At 71.3% G+C, this 16,372-nt stretch carries 13 protein-coding genes; 6 read left to right on the plus strand and 7 right to left on the minus strand.

What is annotated here, in order from left to right:
• The first annotated feature begins 131 nt into the window (after positions 1-131).
• From pta to pyk, 3 genes are all read left to right on the plus strand, one after another.
• Complete coding sequence (gene pta, locus PV410_RS16675) at positions 132-2,210, plus strand: phosphate acetyltransferase (protein WP_500325283.1); 2,079 nt, start codon at positions 132-134, stop codon at positions 2,208-2,210.
• Between the two features lie 23 nt (positions 2,211-2,233).
• Positions 2,234-3,385: an acetate kinase gene (locus PV410_RS16680; protein WP_500325285.1), complete on the plus strand. Its 1,152-nt coding sequence runs from the start codon at positions 2,234-2,236 to the stop codon at positions 3,383-3,385.
• A 109-nt stretch (positions 3,386-3,494) separates the two neighbouring features.
• Positions 3,495-4,919 carry a pyruvate kinase gene (gene pyk, locus PV410_RS16685; protein WP_499514076.1) on the plus strand — a complete coding sequence of 475 codons (1,425 nt, stop codon included), beginning with the start codon at positions 3,495-3,497 and terminating at the stop codon, positions 4,917-4,919.
• A 114-nt stretch (positions 4,920-5,033) separates the two neighbouring features.
• Here the strand turns inward: pyk and PV410_RS16690 are convergent, their stop codons facing one another.
• From PV410_RS16690 to PV410_RS16705, 4 genes are all read right to left on the minus strand, one after another.
• Positions 5,034-6,290 (minus strand): hydrogenase expression protein HypF, encoded by a 1,257-nt coding sequence (locus PV410_RS16690; protein ID WP_500325287.1) that lies wholly within the window; start codon positions 6,288-6,290, stop codon positions 5,034-5,036.
• Entirely contained in the window at positions 6,280-6,891 is a 612-nt protein-coding gene (locus PV410_RS16695) for a DUF6114 domain-containing protein (RefSeq protein WP_500325289.1), read from the minus strand. Before PV410_RS16695 ends, PV410_RS16690 begins: the two co-directional genes overlap by 11 nt.
• A gap of 92 nt (positions 6,892-6,983) precedes the next feature.
• Positions 6,984-7,607, minus strand: coding sequence for a DUF6230 family protein (locus PV410_RS16700; protein WP_500325291.1), 624 nt, complete (start codon positions 7,605-7,607; stop codon positions 6,984-6,986).
• Between the two features lie 620 nt (positions 7,608-8,227).
• The gene (locus tag PV410_RS16705) at positions 8,228-9,187 is read right to left on the minus strand and encodes a tetratricopeptide repeat protein (RefSeq protein WP_500325293.1); all 960 of its coding nucleotides are present in this window, start codon (positions 9,185-9,187) and stop codon (positions 8,228-8,230) included.
• Between the two features lie 189 nt (positions 9,188-9,376).
• Here PV410_RS16705 and PV410_RS16710 point away from each other — a divergent pair, with 189 nt between their 5' ends.
• Both PV410_RS16710 and PV410_RS16715 read left to right on the plus strand, forming a co-directional pair.
• Positions 9,377-9,994: a TetR/AcrR family transcriptional regulator gene (locus PV410_RS16710; RefSeq protein WP_500325295.1), complete on the plus strand. Its 618-nt coding sequence runs from the start codon at positions 9,377-9,379 to the stop codon at positions 9,992-9,994.
• A 203-nt stretch (positions 9,995-10,197) separates the two neighbouring features.
• Positions 10,198-11,331 carry a DUF3103 family protein gene (locus PV410_RS16715; protein ID WP_500325297.1) on the plus strand — a complete coding sequence of 378 codons (1,134 nt, stop codon included), beginning with the start codon at positions 10,198-10,200 and terminating at the stop codon, positions 11,329-11,331.
• Positions 11,332-11,429: 98 nt separating this feature from the next.
• Here PV410_RS16715 and icmA read toward each other — a convergent pair whose 3' ends face one another.
• The 3 genes from icmA to PV410_RS16730 form a co-directional block, all read right to left on the minus strand.
• The gene (gene icmA, locus PV410_RS16720; RefSeq protein WP_500325299.1) at positions 11,430-13,130 is read right to left on the minus strand and encodes a coenzyme B12-dependent isobutyryl-CoA mutase large subunit; all 1,701 of its coding nucleotides are present in this window, start codon (positions 13,128-13,130) and stop codon (positions 11,430-11,432) included.
• A gap of 152 nt (positions 13,131-13,282) precedes the next feature.
• Positions 13,283-13,618 carry a DUF3817 domain-containing protein gene (locus tag PV410_RS16725; protein WP_500325301.1) on the minus strand — a complete coding sequence of 112 codons (336 nt, stop codon included), beginning with the start codon at positions 13,616-13,618 and terminating at the stop codon, positions 13,283-13,285.
• Between the two features lie 59 nt (positions 13,619-13,677).
• Positions 13,678-14,184 carry a MarR family winged helix-turn-helix transcriptional regulator gene (locus tag PV410_RS16730; protein ID WP_499514067.1) on the minus strand — a complete coding sequence of 169 codons (507 nt, stop codon included), beginning with the start codon at positions 14,182-14,184 and terminating at the stop codon, positions 13,678-13,680.
• 417 nt (positions 14,185-14,601) lie between these two features.
• On the opposite strand from PV410_RS16730, the gene PV410_RS16735 reads away from it, so the two are divergent.
• Positions 14,602-16,227, plus strand: a complete 1,626-nt coding sequence (locus PV410_RS16735; RefSeq protein ID WP_500325303.1) for a M4 family metallopeptidase — start codon at positions 14,602-14,604, stop codon at positions 16,225-16,227.
• Positions 16,228-16,372: the final 145 nt, after the last annotated feature.

Below are 16,372 nucleotides of genomic sequence, written 5' to 3' on the forward strand. Positions count from 1 at the left end.
GTACGGTCGCCTTTTCGCATCGTAGGTCCGCACCGCACCCGCCGCGCGCCATACGCACACCGAACGGTAATGTCAACAGATATCCGCCACCCGACTGGGTGGATCACGCCGGGCAGGAATGGAGAGAGCGCGTGACGCGCAGCGTGTACGTAACCGGTATCGGCAGGGGGGACGGCCGCCAGGTCGTCGAGCTGGGCGTGATGGAGCTGCTGACCCGGCAGGTGGACCGCGTCGGGGTGTTCCGGCCGCTGGTCCACGACACGCCCGACCGGATGTTCGAGCTGTTGCGCAGCCGCTACCGGCTCACCCAGGACCCGGCGACCGCCCACGGCCTGACCTACGAGGAGGCGGCCGCGCTCCAGGCCGAGCAGGGCCGGGACGCGCTCATCGCCCGCCTGGTGGACCGCTACCACCTGGTGGCCACCGAGTTCCCCACCGTGCTCGTCCTCGGCTCGGACTTCCACGAGACCAACCTCCCGGGCGAGCTCGGCATCAACGCCCGGCTGGCGAACGAGTTCGGCGCCTCGGTGATCCCGGTGGTCGGCGGCCGCGAGCAGACCGCCGACTCGGTCGTGGACGAGGTCCGCAACGCGCACCTGTCCTACACCGGCCTGGGCTGCGACATCGTCGCCATGATCGCCAACCGGGTGCCCCCGGAGGTGCTGGAGGAGGCCGCGTCGCGGCTGCGCCGCCGGCTCCCGGTGCCCGCGTACGTGCTGCCCGACGAGCCGGCGCTGTCGGCCCCCACGGTCGCCCAGGTCGTCGAGGCGCTCGACGCCGAGGTGCTCCTCGGTGACCACGGCGGACTGTCCCGGGACGTGATGGGCTTCGTCTTCGGCGGCGCGATGCTGCCGACCTTCATCCGCGCACTGACCCCCGGCTGCATGGTGATCACTCCGGGCGACCGGGCGGACCTGATCATCGGCTCGCTGGCCGCGCACTCCGCCGGTTCCCCGCCCATCGCCGGCATCCTGCTCACCCTGGACGAGGTGCCCGGCCCGGAGATCATGGCCCTGGCGGCCCGGCTGGCCCCCGGCACGCCGGTCATGTCGGTGCCCACCGGCAGCTTCCCGACCGCCGCCGAGCTCTTCGCCCTGGAGGCACGGCTGGGCGCGGCCACCCCGCGCAAGGCGGAGACGGCGCTCGGGCTCTTCGAGAAGCACGTGGACGGTCCCGAGCTGACCGAGCGGCTGTCGGTGGTCCGCGGCGAGCGCGTCACCCCGATGATGTTCGAGCACGAGCTGATCGAGCGGGCCCGTACCGGACGCCGCCGGGTGGTCCTCCCCGAGGGCACCGAGGAGCGCATCCTGCACGCGGCCGAGGTCCTGCTGCGCCGGGACGTCTGCGACATCGTCCTGCTCGGCGACGAGGACGCCATCCGCAAGCGGGCGGGAGAGCTCGGCGTCAACGTCGACGTGCCCGGCTGCACCCTGACCGACCCGCAGACCTCGCCGCTGCGCGAGAACTTCGCGGAGCTCTACGCCAGGCTCCGCGCCCACCGGGGCGTCAGCTACGAGCTGGCGTACGACGTCGTGGCCGACGTCTCCTACTTCGGGACGCTGATGGTGGAGCAGGGCCTCGCCGACGGCATGGTCTCCGGCGCCGTCCACTCCACGGCGGCGACGATCCGCCCGGCCTTCGAGGTCATCAAGACCGCCCCGGGTGCGGCCATCGTCAGCTCCGTCTTCTTCATGTGCCTGGCCGACCGGGTGCTGGTGTACGGCGACTGCGCGGTCAACCCGGACCCGGACGCGGAGCAGCTGGCCGACATCGCGATCCAGTCCGCCGAGACCGCCGCCCAGTTCGGGGTCGAGCCGCGGGTGGCGATGCTCTCGTACTCCACCGGCACCTCCGGCTCGGGCGCCGACGTGGACAAGGTGCGCCGGGCCACCGAACTGGTCCGGCAGCGGCGCCCGGAGCTGCTGGTGGAGGGGCCCATCCAGTACGACGCGGCGGTCGACGCCAAGGTCGCGGCCACCAAGCTGCCGGACTCGCAGGTCGCCGGCAACGCCACCGTGCTGATCTTCCCGGACCTCAACACCGGCAACAACACCTACAAGGCGGTGCAGCGTTCGGCGGGCGCGGTGGCGGTTGGCCCCGTGCTGCAGGGCCTGCGCAAGCCCGTCAACGACCTGTCGCGCGGCGCGCTGGTCCAGGACATCGTCAACACCGTCGCCATCACGGCCATCCAGGCGCAGGGCGACCGGTGACCGGCCACCACAGGGAAGACACCGTGACCGCTACCCGCGTCCTCGTCCTCAACTCCGGCTCTTCGTCGGTGAAGTACCAGCTGCTGGACATGGCCGACGGCAGCCGGCCGGCGGCCGGGATCGTCGAGCGGATCGGCGAGCCGGGCGAGGTCGCGGACCACGCCGAGGCGCTGAAGACGGTCGCGGAGGAGCTCGCCGCCCGCGGCCTCGGCCTGGACTCACCCGAGCTGGCCGCGGTGGGCCACCGGGTCGTGCACGGCGGCACGCGTTTCACCGAGCCGACGCTGATCGACGACGAGGTGCTCGCCGCCGTCGAGGAACTGGTGCCGCTGGCCCCGCTCCACAACCCGGCGAACGTCACGGGCATCCGGGTGGCCCGCGACCTGCGTCCGGACCTGCCGCAGGTGGCCGTCTTCGACACCGCCTTCCACTCCACCGTCCCCGAGCACGCCTACCGCTACGCGATCGACCGGGAGACCGCCGACGCCCACCAGGTGCGCCGCTACGGCTTCCACGGCACCTCGCACGCGTACGTCTCCCGCGCGACGGCGCGGCTGCTGGGCAGGGACCCGGCCGAGGTCAACGTCATCGTCCTGCACCTGGGCAACGGGGCCTCCGCCTCGGCCGTGCGCGGTGGGCGGTGCGTGGAGACCTCGATGGGGCTCACCCCGCTGGAGGGCCTGGTGATGGGCACCCGTTCGGGGGACCTGGACCCGGCCGTGGTCTTCCACCTGGCCCGCGTGGGCGGGATGGCGGTGGCGGAGATCGACGACCTGCTCAACAAGCGCTCCGGCCTGCTGGGCCTGTGCGGCGACAACGACATGCGGGAGATCGCCCGCCGGATGGCCGAAGGCGACGCGGCAGCCCAGCTCGCCTTCGACGTCTACGTCCACCGGCTGCGCAAGTACGTGGGCGCCTACACCGCCGTGCTGGGGCGGGTCGACGCGATCGCCTTCACGGCGGGCGTCGGCGAGAACTCCGCGGCGGTCCGGGCCGCCGCCATGGCCGGCCTGGAGGGCCTGGGCGTCGAGCTCGACGCGGTGCGCAACGCGGTGCGCGGGCATGCCGCCCGCGTGGTGTCGGCCGCGGGCAGCCGGGTCGCGGTGGCGGTCGTCCCCACCGACGAGGAACTGGAGATCGCACAGCAGACGTACGCGCTGGTCACCGGCCGGTGACTCGTTGCGGCCACCCGGAGGCTCTACTCTATGGCCGCCGTCCGCACCGTCCATGCCTCCCCCGCACGGGAAAATTCCGGAGCGGAACAAACCCGATAGGATCGTCCTCATGCGCCGAGCGAAAATCGTCTGCACCCTGGGTCCCGCCGTCGACTCCTACGACCAGCTGAAGACGCTGGCCGAGGCCGGTATGAACGTGGCCCGCTTCAACTTCAGCCACGGCAGCCACGCCGAGCACGAGGAGCGCTACCAGCGGGTGCGCAAGGTCTCCGTGGAGACCGGACGTGCCATCGGCGTGCTGGCCGACCTCCAGGGGCCCAAGATCCGCCTGGAGACCTTCGCGGACGGTCCCGTGGAGCTGGTCGCCGGTGACGAGTTCGTCATCACCACCGAGGACGTGCCCGGTGACAGGACCATCTGCGGCACCACCTACAAGGGCCTGCCCGCCGACGTGCGCGCCGGCGACCCCGTCCTGATCAACGACGGCAACGTCGCGCTGCGCGTGATCGACGTCGACGGCCCGCGGGTCCGCTGCCTGGTCGTCGAGGGCGGCGTCATCTCCGACCACAAGGGCATCAACCTGCCCGGCGCCGCGGTCAACGTGCCCGCCCTGTCCGAGAAGGACATCGAGGACCTGCGCTTCGCCCTGCACATGGGCGTCGACATGGTGGCGCTCTCCTTCGTCCGCGACGCCAAGGACGTCCGCGACGTCCACCGCGTCATGGACGAGGTCGGCCGCCGCGTGCCGGTCATCGCCAAGGTCGAGAAGCCGCAGGCGGTCGACAACATGGAGGACGTCGTCGCGGCCTTCGACGGCGTCATGGTGGCCCGTGGCGACCTGGCGGTGGAGTACCCGCTGGAGAAGGTCCCGATGGTGCAGAAGCGGCTGATCGAGCTCTGCCGCCGCAACGCCAAGCCCGTGATCGTCGCGACCCAGATGATGGAGTCGATGATCACCAACTCCCGTCCGACCCGCGCCGAGGCCTCCGACGTCGCCAACGCGATCCTGGACGGTACGGATGCGGTCATGCTGTCCGCCGAGTCCAGCGTCGGCAAGTACCCGATCGAGACCGTGAAGACGATGTCGCGGATCATCGAGGCGGCCGAGGTCGAACTGCTCAAGCAGGGCCTGTGGCCGCTCAACGGCCGCAAGCCGCGCACCCAGGGCGGCGCGGTCGCCCGCGCCGCCGCCGAGCTCGCGGACTACCTGGACGCCAAGACCCTGGTCGCCTTCACCAAGTCCGGCGACACCGCCCGCCGGCTGGCCCGCTACCGCGTGCCGCAGACGGTGGTGGCGTACACGACCGACGAGTCGACCCGCAACATGCTGGCGCTCACCTGGGGCGTGCAGACCACCGTCGTCCCGCACGTGAACACCACCGACGAGATGGTCGAGATCGTCAACCAGGAGATGCTGAAGCTCAGCGACTACGCCGAGGGCGACACCGTGATCATCACGGCCGGCTCCCCGCCCGGCGTCCCCGGCACCACCAACCTGGTGCGGGTCCACCACCTCGGCCACCGCGCGGTCTGACCGGCCGCCGGGCCGCCCGGAACACGGGAACGGCGGAGGGCACCTCCCCTTGCGGGGACGGCGCCCTCCGCCGTTTCCTCGTGCGGCTCCCGGAGGGGTCCTGTGCGGCCGCGCTCAGTCCGCGGTGTTGTACACGTGCATGCCGGGGACCTTCAGCGTGCCGCCGAACTGGCCGGCCTGCTTGACCGTGACGTTGGTGAAGAAGGCGGCCGGCACGTTGATCGGGGGCGGGGTGTCCGGGGTGAACTCGATCGGGATGAGCCCGAAGAGGTTGCCCTTGAGCGACTCGGTGTACATCGTCACCGTGCCGTTGCGGATCGTCGAGGTGCTGCCCTTGCGGGCGTCCACGTGCCCGACGGTGCCGTTCGGCCCCACGACCTCCTGCTGCAGGTCCTTGATGTCCACGCCGGTGGCGGTGAACTTCAGGACCTTCTTGACCTTCCCGCTCCAGGTCTTGACCTCGACGATGCCCTTGTAGTCGAGCCCGGTCAGGGTCAGCAGGCTGCTGCGCAGGACCCACGGGTCGTCGGGCAGCAGCGACTGCGTCTCCTGGTAGGCGGCGTCCGCCAGGGCCTGCGCGTCGTGGGTCGGGCACGGGAACGGGGTCTTGCCGTCCGCCGACACGGCCGGGGAGCTCTGCGAGGGGTCCGGGGTCTGCGTCGCCTTCCCGGTGGTCTCCGAGAGCTTCTCGACGGCCTCCGACACGGTCTTCTTCAGCGTGTCGGAGGTGTCCTCGGCCTTCGTCTTCACCGTGCCCGTGGAGGCGCTCGGCTTGGGAGCGGCCGAGGTCGCGCCCGGGGCGGGCGTCGAGGTCGCCGTGGCGGACCCCTCGCTCTTCTTGTTGAGCCCCAGCAGGTCGCCCAGGGCGTCACCGACGCCCAGCGGGTCCAGCGGGTTGTTCTGCTGGGCCGCCGAGGGCGAGGCCGACGGGGTGGGCGCCGTCGTCCCCGTGCCACCGGACGAACCGCCGCCGCTCTCGTCGCCCTTGCCGCCCTCGTCACCGGAACCGGCGGAACCCGAGGGGTCGCTCGACGGGCTCCCGGACGGATCCGCGGTCGGGGTCTTGGTGCCGCCGCTCGACGGGGTGGCGCTCGGCGTCGCGGACTCCACCGGCTCGTCGGGCTGCTCGACGCACTTCGTGCCCGAGAACGGGTTCTTCGGCAGTTCGTCGGCAGAGGCCAGCCTCGGCGTCAGTCCCATGCCCATCAGGACCGCCGTCGGCATCGCGGCCAGGGCTATCGCCTTGCCCGCGGGCATCTGCAGCTTGGTCAGCAGCGACTTCCTCGGCGCCGCGTGCCGCGGCCCCGTTCTCTCACGGGTGCCGCTGCCGGCGGCGACCCCGGAAGCGGGCTGGACCTCATCACCCCGCACTGTGCCTCCCGTTCGCGTCTACGGTCTCGGCGCCGTCCACCGGGTGCTGCGGGGCGGTCCCTGCCTGGCCGGCGGCCGGGTCGGCCGGGTACTCGCCGTAGGCCGCCGCGTAGGGGGAACCGGGCGGCGGCACGTAACCGGCGTCGCCGTCGTCGCCCTTGCCGCTGCCGGGCAGTTCCGCCGGGTCCGCGCCGCCGTCGGCGGGCGGTGCGCCCGGGGCCCACGAGACGGCGAGGGCGCCGCCGATGAGGCCCAGCAGGAAGCCCATCAGGAAGCCGCCGAAGTTGGAGACCACCAGCGACACCAGCGACAGCAGGATCGACGCGACGCCCGAGAAGACCCGCACCGCCGACTGGAACCACATGGTCAGGCCGAGTACGACCAACAGCACGCCGATGATCAGCGAACCGGACCCGGCCGTGGTGGCCATGGTCAGGCTCAGCGCGCCGAGCGAGAGATGGGCGTACGGGAAGTACGCGATGGGCAGTCCGGCCAGCAGTGTCAGCAGGCCCGCCCAGAACGGCCGCTGCCCGCGCCATACGCGGAAGCGGAACCGCCAATAGCCGAACCGGCCCCTCAGTCCGTGTGTCTCGGCGCTCATGGAAAACAGCTCCCTGGGACTGGCGTTTCTAGAAAGAGTCGGGGGTGAGGAAGGTGAGGGGCATCCCGTGCCCCCCACCCCCTCTGGTCAGGCTAGAAGCACTCGTACTTCGCGCCGGAGCCCATCTTCACCGACATGCTCAGCCCGCTGAGCTTGAAGGTGCCCGCGCTGGTCGCCCACGCGGTCTGCTGCACACCGGTGAGGTGAGCCTTCCGGGCCTCCTGGGCGAAGGAACCGGGGTCGGTCTTGTCACCGGTCTTGATGCCGGGGCCCTGCGTGGTGTCACCGGCGGCGACACCGATGTTGATGTCGGTGAACTCCGCATCGGCGTCGAGCTGGTCGAGGTCGATGTAGAGGTTCTTCGCCTCGACCTTCTTGCCGCCGTTGCCGGCGCCCAGCTTCAGCGTGACGTCGCCGATCGGCGTCGGCACGACCACGGACTGGCACAGACCGGTGATCGTGGCCGAGTCGAACGCGGAGACCGCGACCGGGATCGGCTTGCCGCCGTGCTGGACGTCGATGGCTCCGTACTGGACGAAGCCGTCACCCTGCAGGTCCTGGGCCTGGACCTTGAACTGCTGGCCCGAAACGCTGAACGAAGCGGCGAGCGCGCCCTGACCCAGGGCCACGCCTATCGCCGCGGTGGCCGCGACGCTGGGCACCATGACGACGGCGAACCGCTTCCATCTGGTACCGCCGCGGATGAGCGACTCCATGACTTTCCTCCTTCTCGGACGTACATCTCCGGCCGGAATCGTGGGGATTGCGGCGGGATGGGAGAAGTGCTACGTCCTCGGGAAGGAGAGCGCCGTATCGACGGCCGTCACGCGGGAAAGAGCGGACGACGCTGTCCGAAAAATCGGCGATCACCCCCGAGCGACAACCACACGGCCACGCTCTCGCGCAACCTGCTGGACAGGCCCCGCCGGACGGCAGAGACCCCCCTGTCCGCGGTCCGCGTCCGCTGCTGGCACAGCATCGGCGTCCCGGCCCGGTGGGGACCCGTTCGGCGATCGGACGGCTGGATGCCGACTGCTCGGCGACGGACCGGGCTTGGCCGATCGTGGTCCATTCGGCGCCGCTGCACAAGGGGCGTCGTTACTAGCGGGTAACGGTGCGATAACCCAGGAGATATGGTCTAGACCATAACCGCTACGCTGCGTAGTTGCGATGGGGGTGTGAAAATCACCCATCGTGTGATGGATCCGGACAGAGTCCTGTCACTCTCTTACCGGAAGTAACAGCGGCCGCGCTTCATCAAGATTTGGTAAAGCGCGGCCGGTCCTGATCGAGGCTCGAAATGGCTTTCGAGGCACGGCCACCTTACGTGATCAGGTCAGAACAGCACCCGTGCCAGCGCCGCACGCGCGGCCGTCACCCGGGGGTCGTCGGACCCGATCACCTCGAACAGCTCCAGCAGCCGCAGCCGCACGGTGTCGCGGTCCTCGCCCGCGGTGCGCCGCACGGTGTCCACCAGCCGGCCGAAGGCGTCCTCGACATGGCCGCCGACCAGGTCCAGGTCGGCCACGGCGACCTGCGCCGCCACGTCCGCCGGGGCGTCCGCCGCGGCCTTGCGGGCGGCCTGCGCGTCGACGCCCTGCACCCGCTGCAGCAACTCGGCCTGCGCCAGGCCCAGCTTCGCCTCGGTGTTGGCCGGCTCGTCCGAGAGCACGTTGCGGTACGCCTGGATCGCGCCACCGAGGTCGCCCTGGTCCAGCGCGTCGTGCGCCGCCGACAGCGCGAGCTCCTGCGGGGTGGGCGGCCGCTCCTCGGCGACCGGCGCCTCGACGCCGCCCTCGGCCGGTACGCCCGTGATGCCGAAGCGCTGCTCGGCCACGGCGACCAGCTGGTCCAGCACCTCGCGGATCTGGTCCTCGGGTGCGGCGCCCTGGAAGAGCGGCATGGCCTGGCCGGCCAGCACCGCGAACACCGCGGGGATGCCCTGCACGCCGAACTGCTGCACCAGCAGCTGGTTCGCGTACACGTCGATCTTCGCGACGACGATCCGGCCCGCGTAGGCGCCGGCGAGGTACTCCAGCGTGTCCTGCAACTGCACACTCGCGTCCGCGCGGTCGGTCCAGAAGTGGACGACGACCGGGACCTCGGTGGAGCGCTGCAGGACATCGCTCTCGAAGGTGGCCTCGGTGACCTCGGTCACCAGGGCGGGGGCGGCGGGCTCTCCCCCGTTGCGGGCGGCTTCCGCGCGGGCCTGCTCGGCCTTCGCCTTGGCCTCTCCGGCCGCCTTCACCGCGGCGAGGTCGACCACGCCGCTCATGGACATGTTCCGTGGCTGCATGAGACCAATCCTCCCCCCTCGTCGCGGTTCCCGGGGAATCGCCCCCCGAAAGCGCCACCTGCGGCGCGCGACGGTGACGCGCTGTCCGGCGCGAGGTCCACTCCCGCGCGGCGGCCGCCACCCTTTCGATACGACCCGTAGCGTAACTGTACGGCCGCACCATACGCAACGGGGATAGGGTTCCCAGCCATGTGCGCGCGTGAAACAGGCAGAAGGACCGGACGCCCTCGCAGTGCGGAGGCCGACCGGGCGATCCTGGACGCCGCGCGGCAGGCCCTGGTCGAGCTCGGCTGGGGCAAGCTCACCATGGGCGACGTCGCGGCCCGCGCGCGCGTCGCCAAGACCACCCTCTACCGGCGCTGGGCGAACAAGAACGAGCTCGCCGTGGACGCGGTCGCCGCGCTCTTCGACGAGCTCGAACTGCCCGACCGCGGCAGCCTGCGGGCCGACGTGGAGGGCGTGGTCCTGCAGTTCGCGGCCCTGCTGGAGCAGCCCGCCACCAAGACCGCGCTCATGGCGGTGGTCGCCGAGGCCACCCACGACGAGGCACTGCGGCAGCGGATCCGGGAGGCGATCGTCGACCGGCAGAAGCGCCTGGTCATCGAGGGCCGCCGGCGCGCCCAGGAGCGCGGGGAGATCCCGCCGGACGACGGCGACCCCGCGCCGCAGATCGACCTGATCTTCGACGTGATCGCGGGCGCCGTGGTGCACCGCGCGCTCGTCAGCTGCGAACCGGTGGACGCCGACTGGGCGGCCCGCTTCACCACCGTCCTGCTGGGCGGGCTCGCGGCGGCGTCAACGTCCTAGCCGTCGCCGGGAGTTCGGCTTCCCTTTGCTCGAAGGAGCCGCGGCACCTCTTGCCCGCATGGCATGTCATCGTCATGATTACCGGCGGGTCATCTACTCGCATAGACAACCCGGCGGCCAGGCATTGGCCGTTGCTCGGCGTTCCCTCGTTCCACCCTGTCAGCGCGCCCATTGATCGCTCGCCCCCAGGAGGATCGATCCACGTGAGACACCCTCACCCCGCTCGGCGCGGCGTCGTCGCCACCGTCGCCGCCTCGCTGATCGCCCTGACGGCCGCACAGAGCGCCACCGCGCTCCCCGCGTCCGCCACCCCGCGTGCCCACGCCCCGTCGTCCGCCGTCACCGTGGCGGAGGAACAGGCGGCGCGCGCCATCGCCGGCTCCCTCTCCGACGCCTCATGGCGCGCCCGCGTCCGCCACGCGGCGCTGACCTCGGACGAGGTGGCCGTCACCGAGCTCGCCGGCCCGCAGCTGCGGCCCGCGCTCGCCGACGCCGACCGGCGGATCGCCGCCGCCAAGGGCCTCGGCGCGGACGTCGGTTCCCTGCTGCGGCTGCGGCTCGGGGACGACTCGATGCGCGGGGCGCTGGCCTCCGGCGTCACCCCGTGGGTGGCCGCGGCCAGTTCCGACGAGGACGTCCGCACCGTCACCGCCTACGACAGCCGGGGCCGGGCCCACCGCCTCGACGCCCGCAGCGCTCCCACCCACCCGGTGTACGTCGTCGACATCGACGGCTCCAAGGCACTGGCCGCGGGTCTGGACGTCCTCCAGTCGGAGCTGGGCCGCCAGGGTCTGACCTCGTCCGCCCGGCGCCCCGCGGCGCCGTCCTCCGCCTCGGCGGCCGCGGCCGGCTTCTGGACCACGCGCATCACCCAGGTCCGGCTCTCCGACGACGAGGAGCCGTGGGTCAAGGGCGACGCCGAGATCTACACCCTCGTCACGGGATTCGGCCAGGACGGCCTCGTGCGGGTCGACCCCGTCGACATGCCGTACCTGGACAACGACGGGACGACGTACAGCCCGAACCAGATCCTGGTCAACTGGTCGCTGTACAAGTACAACCTCGCCGACGCCGTGATGATGGAGGACGACGGCAGCACCAACTACCGCGACCTGGCCAAGGCCATTGCGGGAATCCTGCTGACCATCGCCGACCAGGGCACCTACATCCCGCTGGTGAACGCGGTCCTGGACGCCATCCCGGACGACTGGTGGACGGACGACCCGGACTACGTCGACTCCTGGTACACGCTGGCGCAGAGCGACAACGGCACCCGCTACGGCGCCCGCGGCAACGGCTGGATGACCCTCCAGCCGTACTTCGTCGAGCAGTTCTGAGCAGCGTGCCCGCCGCCCCCGGGCTTTTGGGGGCGGCGGGCACGGCAGCGGGGCCCGGCGGGAACACGCGCTGTTCCCGCCGGGCCCCGCGCGGTTCGTCAGAAGCGCGCGGGCTCCGTGTAGCTGCCCCACTCGTCGCGCAGGGCCCCGCAGATCTCGCCCAGGGTGGCCTCGGCCCGCACCGCGTCCAGCATCGGCCCGATCATGTTGCTGCCGTCCCGGGCGGCGGTCAGCATCGCCTCCAGCGCCTTGCGGACGGCCGCGTCGTCCCGCTCGCCCTTGCGGCCGGCGAGCACGCGGACCTGCTCCCGCTCGACCTCGTGGCTGACCCGCAGGATCTCCAGGTCGCCCGTCACGGAGCCGGTGTGGCAGTTGACGCCGACGACCTTCTTGTCGCCCTTCTCCAGGGCGCGCTGGTACTCGAAGGCGGCCTCGGCGATCCGGCCGGTGAAGTAGCCGTCCTCGATGCCGCGCAGGATGCCCGAGGTGATCGGGCCCACCGCGTGCCTGCCGTCCGGCACGGCGCGGGCGCCGAGCTCCTTGATCTTGTCGAAGATCTTCTCCGCGTCCGCCTCGATGCGGTCGGTCAGCGCCTCGACGTACCAGGAACCGCCCAGCGGGTCGGCCACGTTGGCGACGCCGGTCTCCTCCATCAGCACCTGCTGCGTGCGCAGCGCGATCTCCGCCGCCTGGGCGCTGGGCAGCGCCAGCGTCTCGTCCAGGGCGTTGGTGTGCAGCGAGTTGGTGCCGCCGAGGACCGCGGCCAGGGCCTCGACGGCGGTACGCACGACGTTGTTGTACGGCTGCTGGGCGGTCAGCGAGACGCCGGCCGTCTGGGTGTGGAAGCGCAGCCACTGCGCCTTGTCGGTCTTCGCGCCGTACACGTCGCGCATCCAGCGGGCCCAGATCCGGCGCGCGGCGCGGAACTTGGCGATCTCCTCGAAGAAGTCCAGGTGGGCGTCGAAGAAGAAGGACAGGCCCGGCGCGAAGGTGTCGACGTCCAGACCGCGCGACAGGCCCAGCTCCACGTAGCCGAAGCCGTCGGCGAGGGTGTAGGCGAGCTCCTGCGCGGCCGTGGAACCGGCCTCGCGGATGTGGTAGCCGGAGACCGACAGCGGCTTGTACGCGGGGATGCCCGCCGCGCAGTGCTCCATCAGGTCGCCGATCAGGCGCAGGTGCGGCTCGGGGGCGAAGAGCCACTCCTTCTGCGCGATGTACTCCTTGAAGATGTCGGTCTGCAGGGTGCCGTTGAGCACGGCGGGGTCGACGCCCTGGCGCTCGGCGGCCACCAGGTACATGCAGAAGACCGGCACCGCGGGACCGGAGATCGTCATGGAGGTGGTGACGTCGCCGAGCGGGATGTCCTTGAAGAGGACCTCCATGTCGGCGGCGGAGTCGATGGCGACACCGCAGTGGCCGACCTCACCCAGCGAGCGGGGGTCGTCGGAGTCGCGTCCCATGAGGGTGGGCATGTCGAACGCGACGGACAGGCCGCCACCACCCGCCTCGAGGATCATCTTGTAGCGCTCGTTGGTCTGCTCGGCGTTGCCGAAACCGGCGAACTGGCGGATCGTCCACGTACGGCCCCGGTAACCCGTCGCGTGCAGACCGCGCGTGAAGGGGTACTCACCGGGCCAGCCGATCCGCTCGAAGCCGGGCACCTCGGCACCCGCGGGCGGGCCGTACACGGGCTCGACCGGGTCGCCGGAGAGGGTGGTGAAGTCGGCCTCGCGCTTGCGCGCGGTGTCGTAGCGCGCCTGCCAGCGGCTGCGCCCCTCCTCGATGGCTGCAGCGTCCATGCCGTGTCTCCGCCTCTCTCGCCTTCCGGGCCGGTCCCCGTACCACGAGGATGACCCCTACAAGGCGAAAATACTAGGACGTCCTAGTACCTGTCGACGGCGGAACCCCCCGTCCGTCGAACGAGGGGAGGAAACCGCAGGTCAGGCCGGTCTCAGACCTTGACGGGTTCACCCGCGGGGGCCACCAGCGGGGTGACCTCGCGGCTCACCTTGCGCTCGACGAAGAACGCGGCGGTGGGGATCGTCCCGGCCAGCAGCACCCACGCCAGCTTGCCGAGCGGCCACTTCGCCTTGGAGCCCAGGTCGAAGGCGAAGACCAGGTACAGGACGTACAGCCAGCCGTGGGCGATGCTGACGACCTTGGTGAAGCCCGCGGCGCCGTCGACCTCCAGCACGTACTTGGCGATCACGCCGATGGTCAGCAGCACCAGCAGCACGCCCGTCACGTAGGCGAGCACGCGGTACCGGGTCAGAACACTCTGCTTCATGCGGACGAGCGTAACCGGTGCGATTCCGGCGCTTCCCCCGGCCCCGGCCGTGGCGCGCGTCACTCCTCGAAGTCCCCCGCCGCTATGCGCAGCGGCCGCAGCAGGTCGAAGATCTCCGCGCACTGCTCGTCGTCGTACGCGCCGAGCCCGAACTTCATCCCCATGAGGTCCTCGGTGGCGGCCTCGCACACCTCGCGGCCCTTGACGGTGATGGAGGCGAGCGTGCCGCGCCCGTCGTTGGGGTTGGGCCGCTTGGCGACGAAGCCGGCGGCGACCAGCCGGTCGACGGTGTTGGTGACCGAGGTGGGGTGCACCATGAGGCGTTCGCCGATCTTGGACATCGGCAGCTCGCCCTCCTTGCTGAAGGCCAGCAGCACCAGGGCCTCGTAGCGCGCGAAGGTCAGCCCGTAGGGCTTGACGACGGAGTCGACCTGGGAGAGCAGGATCTGCTGGGCGCGCATGATCGACGTGATCGCGACCATCGAGGGCACGCGCCCCCAGCGCCGGGTCCAGATGTCGTCCGCACGGGCGATGGGGTCGAAGGGCAGGCTCAGCGGCTTGGGCACAGGCCCGAGCCTACCCGTCGGTCACATGCTGGGCAGCCGCGTCTCGCGGGGCGGGACGCCGCGCCTCACCGGCGCCACGGTGCGCGTGATCATACGCCGGGCTCCCGTCACACGTATTACCGCGGTGTTTCAGCCACCCGGGCCGCGGATCGTGACCGGAAAGTCGCCCTCCCCGGGGAGGGTTTCCCCTACTCGTGGGACGGAGTTGTCACCCTTTGGGCCGGGAGATGGCCGCATGGGCCGGGGCCACCGTCGCACGAACCGGCCAATGCATGAAGTGCACCTGTCATTAACCCGTCGTTCGGTGCGAGGCTCCTTGCCGCGCGGAACACCGCGCGTCCCCCACACCGCTCCGGGCGCCCACCTGCCCGGAGTCCTCGCCCGTCGCCCCCACGCGACGGGACCCAAGGAGTCACATTGCGCAAGAAGCTGGCATTCGGCACCCTTGCCGCCGCCTCGGCGCTCCTGGCCGGCGGTCTCCAGTCCTTCGCCGCGAACGCCCAGAGCGCCCCCACCGCTCCGGCCCTCGCCGCCGCCCACGCGCAGGCCCTGTCCGACGCCCGCGGCAAGGCCGCCGGCCTCGCCGGGAGCCTCGGGCTCGGCGACCGCGAGCAGCTGACCGTCAGGGACGTCGTCGTCGACCCCGACGGCACCCGTCACCTGCGCTACGACCGCACCTACGCCGGCCTGGAGGTGCTCGGCGGCGACCTGGTGGTGCACCAGGACAAGAGCGGCGCCACCCGGTCCGTCTCGCGCGCGGTCACCGCGAGGATCGCGCCCGCCACGCTCACGCCCTCCGTCACGGCCGCGGCCGCCGAGGAGAAGGCCGCGGCGATGGTCAAGGGCCTGCTGAAGACCCCGCTGGTCAAGGGCGAGGAGCCGCTGAAGGCGGTCGGGCAGGCCGCGGCCCCCGAGAAGGTCGTCTGGGCCGTCAGCGGCACGCCCCGCCTGGCGTACCGGACCGTGGTCCACGGCACCCAGGCCGACGGCACCCCCAGCGCGCTGAACGTCATCACCGACGCCGCCACCGGCGCCGTGATCCAGGCCTACGAGGGCATCCAGACCGGCAGCGGCACCGGCGTCCACGTGGGCTCGGTCCCGCTGACCACCACGAAGTCCGGCAGCACCTACACCCTCAAGGACGCGAGCCGCGGCGGCATCTACACCACGGACCTGAACAACCGCACCAGCGGGACGGGGACGACCTTCTCCGACACCGACGACGTCTGGGGCAACGGCTCCGCCTCCAACCGCCAGTCGGCGGCCGTGGACGCGCAGTTCGGCGCGGCGGCGACGTGGGACTTCTACAAGAACACCTTCAGCCGCTCCGGCATCCGCAACGACGGCAAGGGCTCCCTGTCGCGCGCCCACTACGGCAGCAACTACGTCAACGCCTTCTGGGACGACAGCTGCTTCTGCATGACCTACGGCGACGGCTCGGGCAACACCCACCCGCTGACCGCACTCGACGTCGCGGGCCACGAGATATCCCACGGCGTCACCAGCGCCACGGCCGGCCTGACCTACTCCGGCGAGTCCGGCGGCCTCAACGAGGCCACCTCCGACATCTTCGGCACCATGGTCGAGTTCTACGCCAACCTGGCCTCCGACACCCCCGACTACCTCATCGGCGAGAAGATCGACATCAACGGCGACGGCAGCCCGCTGCGGTACATGGACAAGCCGTCCAAGGACGGCGCCTCCGCCGACTACTGGTCGTCCTCGGTGAAGAACCTCGACGTCCACTACTCGTCGGGCGTGGCCAACCACTTCTTCTACCTGCTCTCGGAGGGCAGCGGCGCCAAGACCGTCAACGGCGTCAGCTACAACAGCCCGACGAAGAACGGCTCCACCGTCACCGGCATCGGCCGCGCCAAGGCCGCCGCCATCTGGTACCGCGCGCTGACGGTGTACTTCACCTCGTCCACCAACTACACCAAGGCCCGCACCGCGACCCTGAACGCGGCCAAGGACCTGTACGGCAGCGGCTCCGCCGAGTACAACGCGGTCGCCGCCGCGTGGACCGGGGTCAACGTCACCTGACCCGGGGCCGGTTGACCCGACCGGCACCCCCATCACCCGTGGTGCCGCGGACCGCCCCATACGGTCCGCGGCACCACGAGCACGCGTACCCGCCCCGGCCCCCTCACACCCCGCCGACGGCAGTCCCCCGCACCCGCGCCAGCAC

The sequence above is a fragment of the Streptomyces sp. PA03-5A genome, from assembly GCF_033792725.1.
Lineage (GTDB): Bacteria > Actinomycetota > Actinomycetes > Streptomycetales > Streptomycetaceae > Actinacidiphila.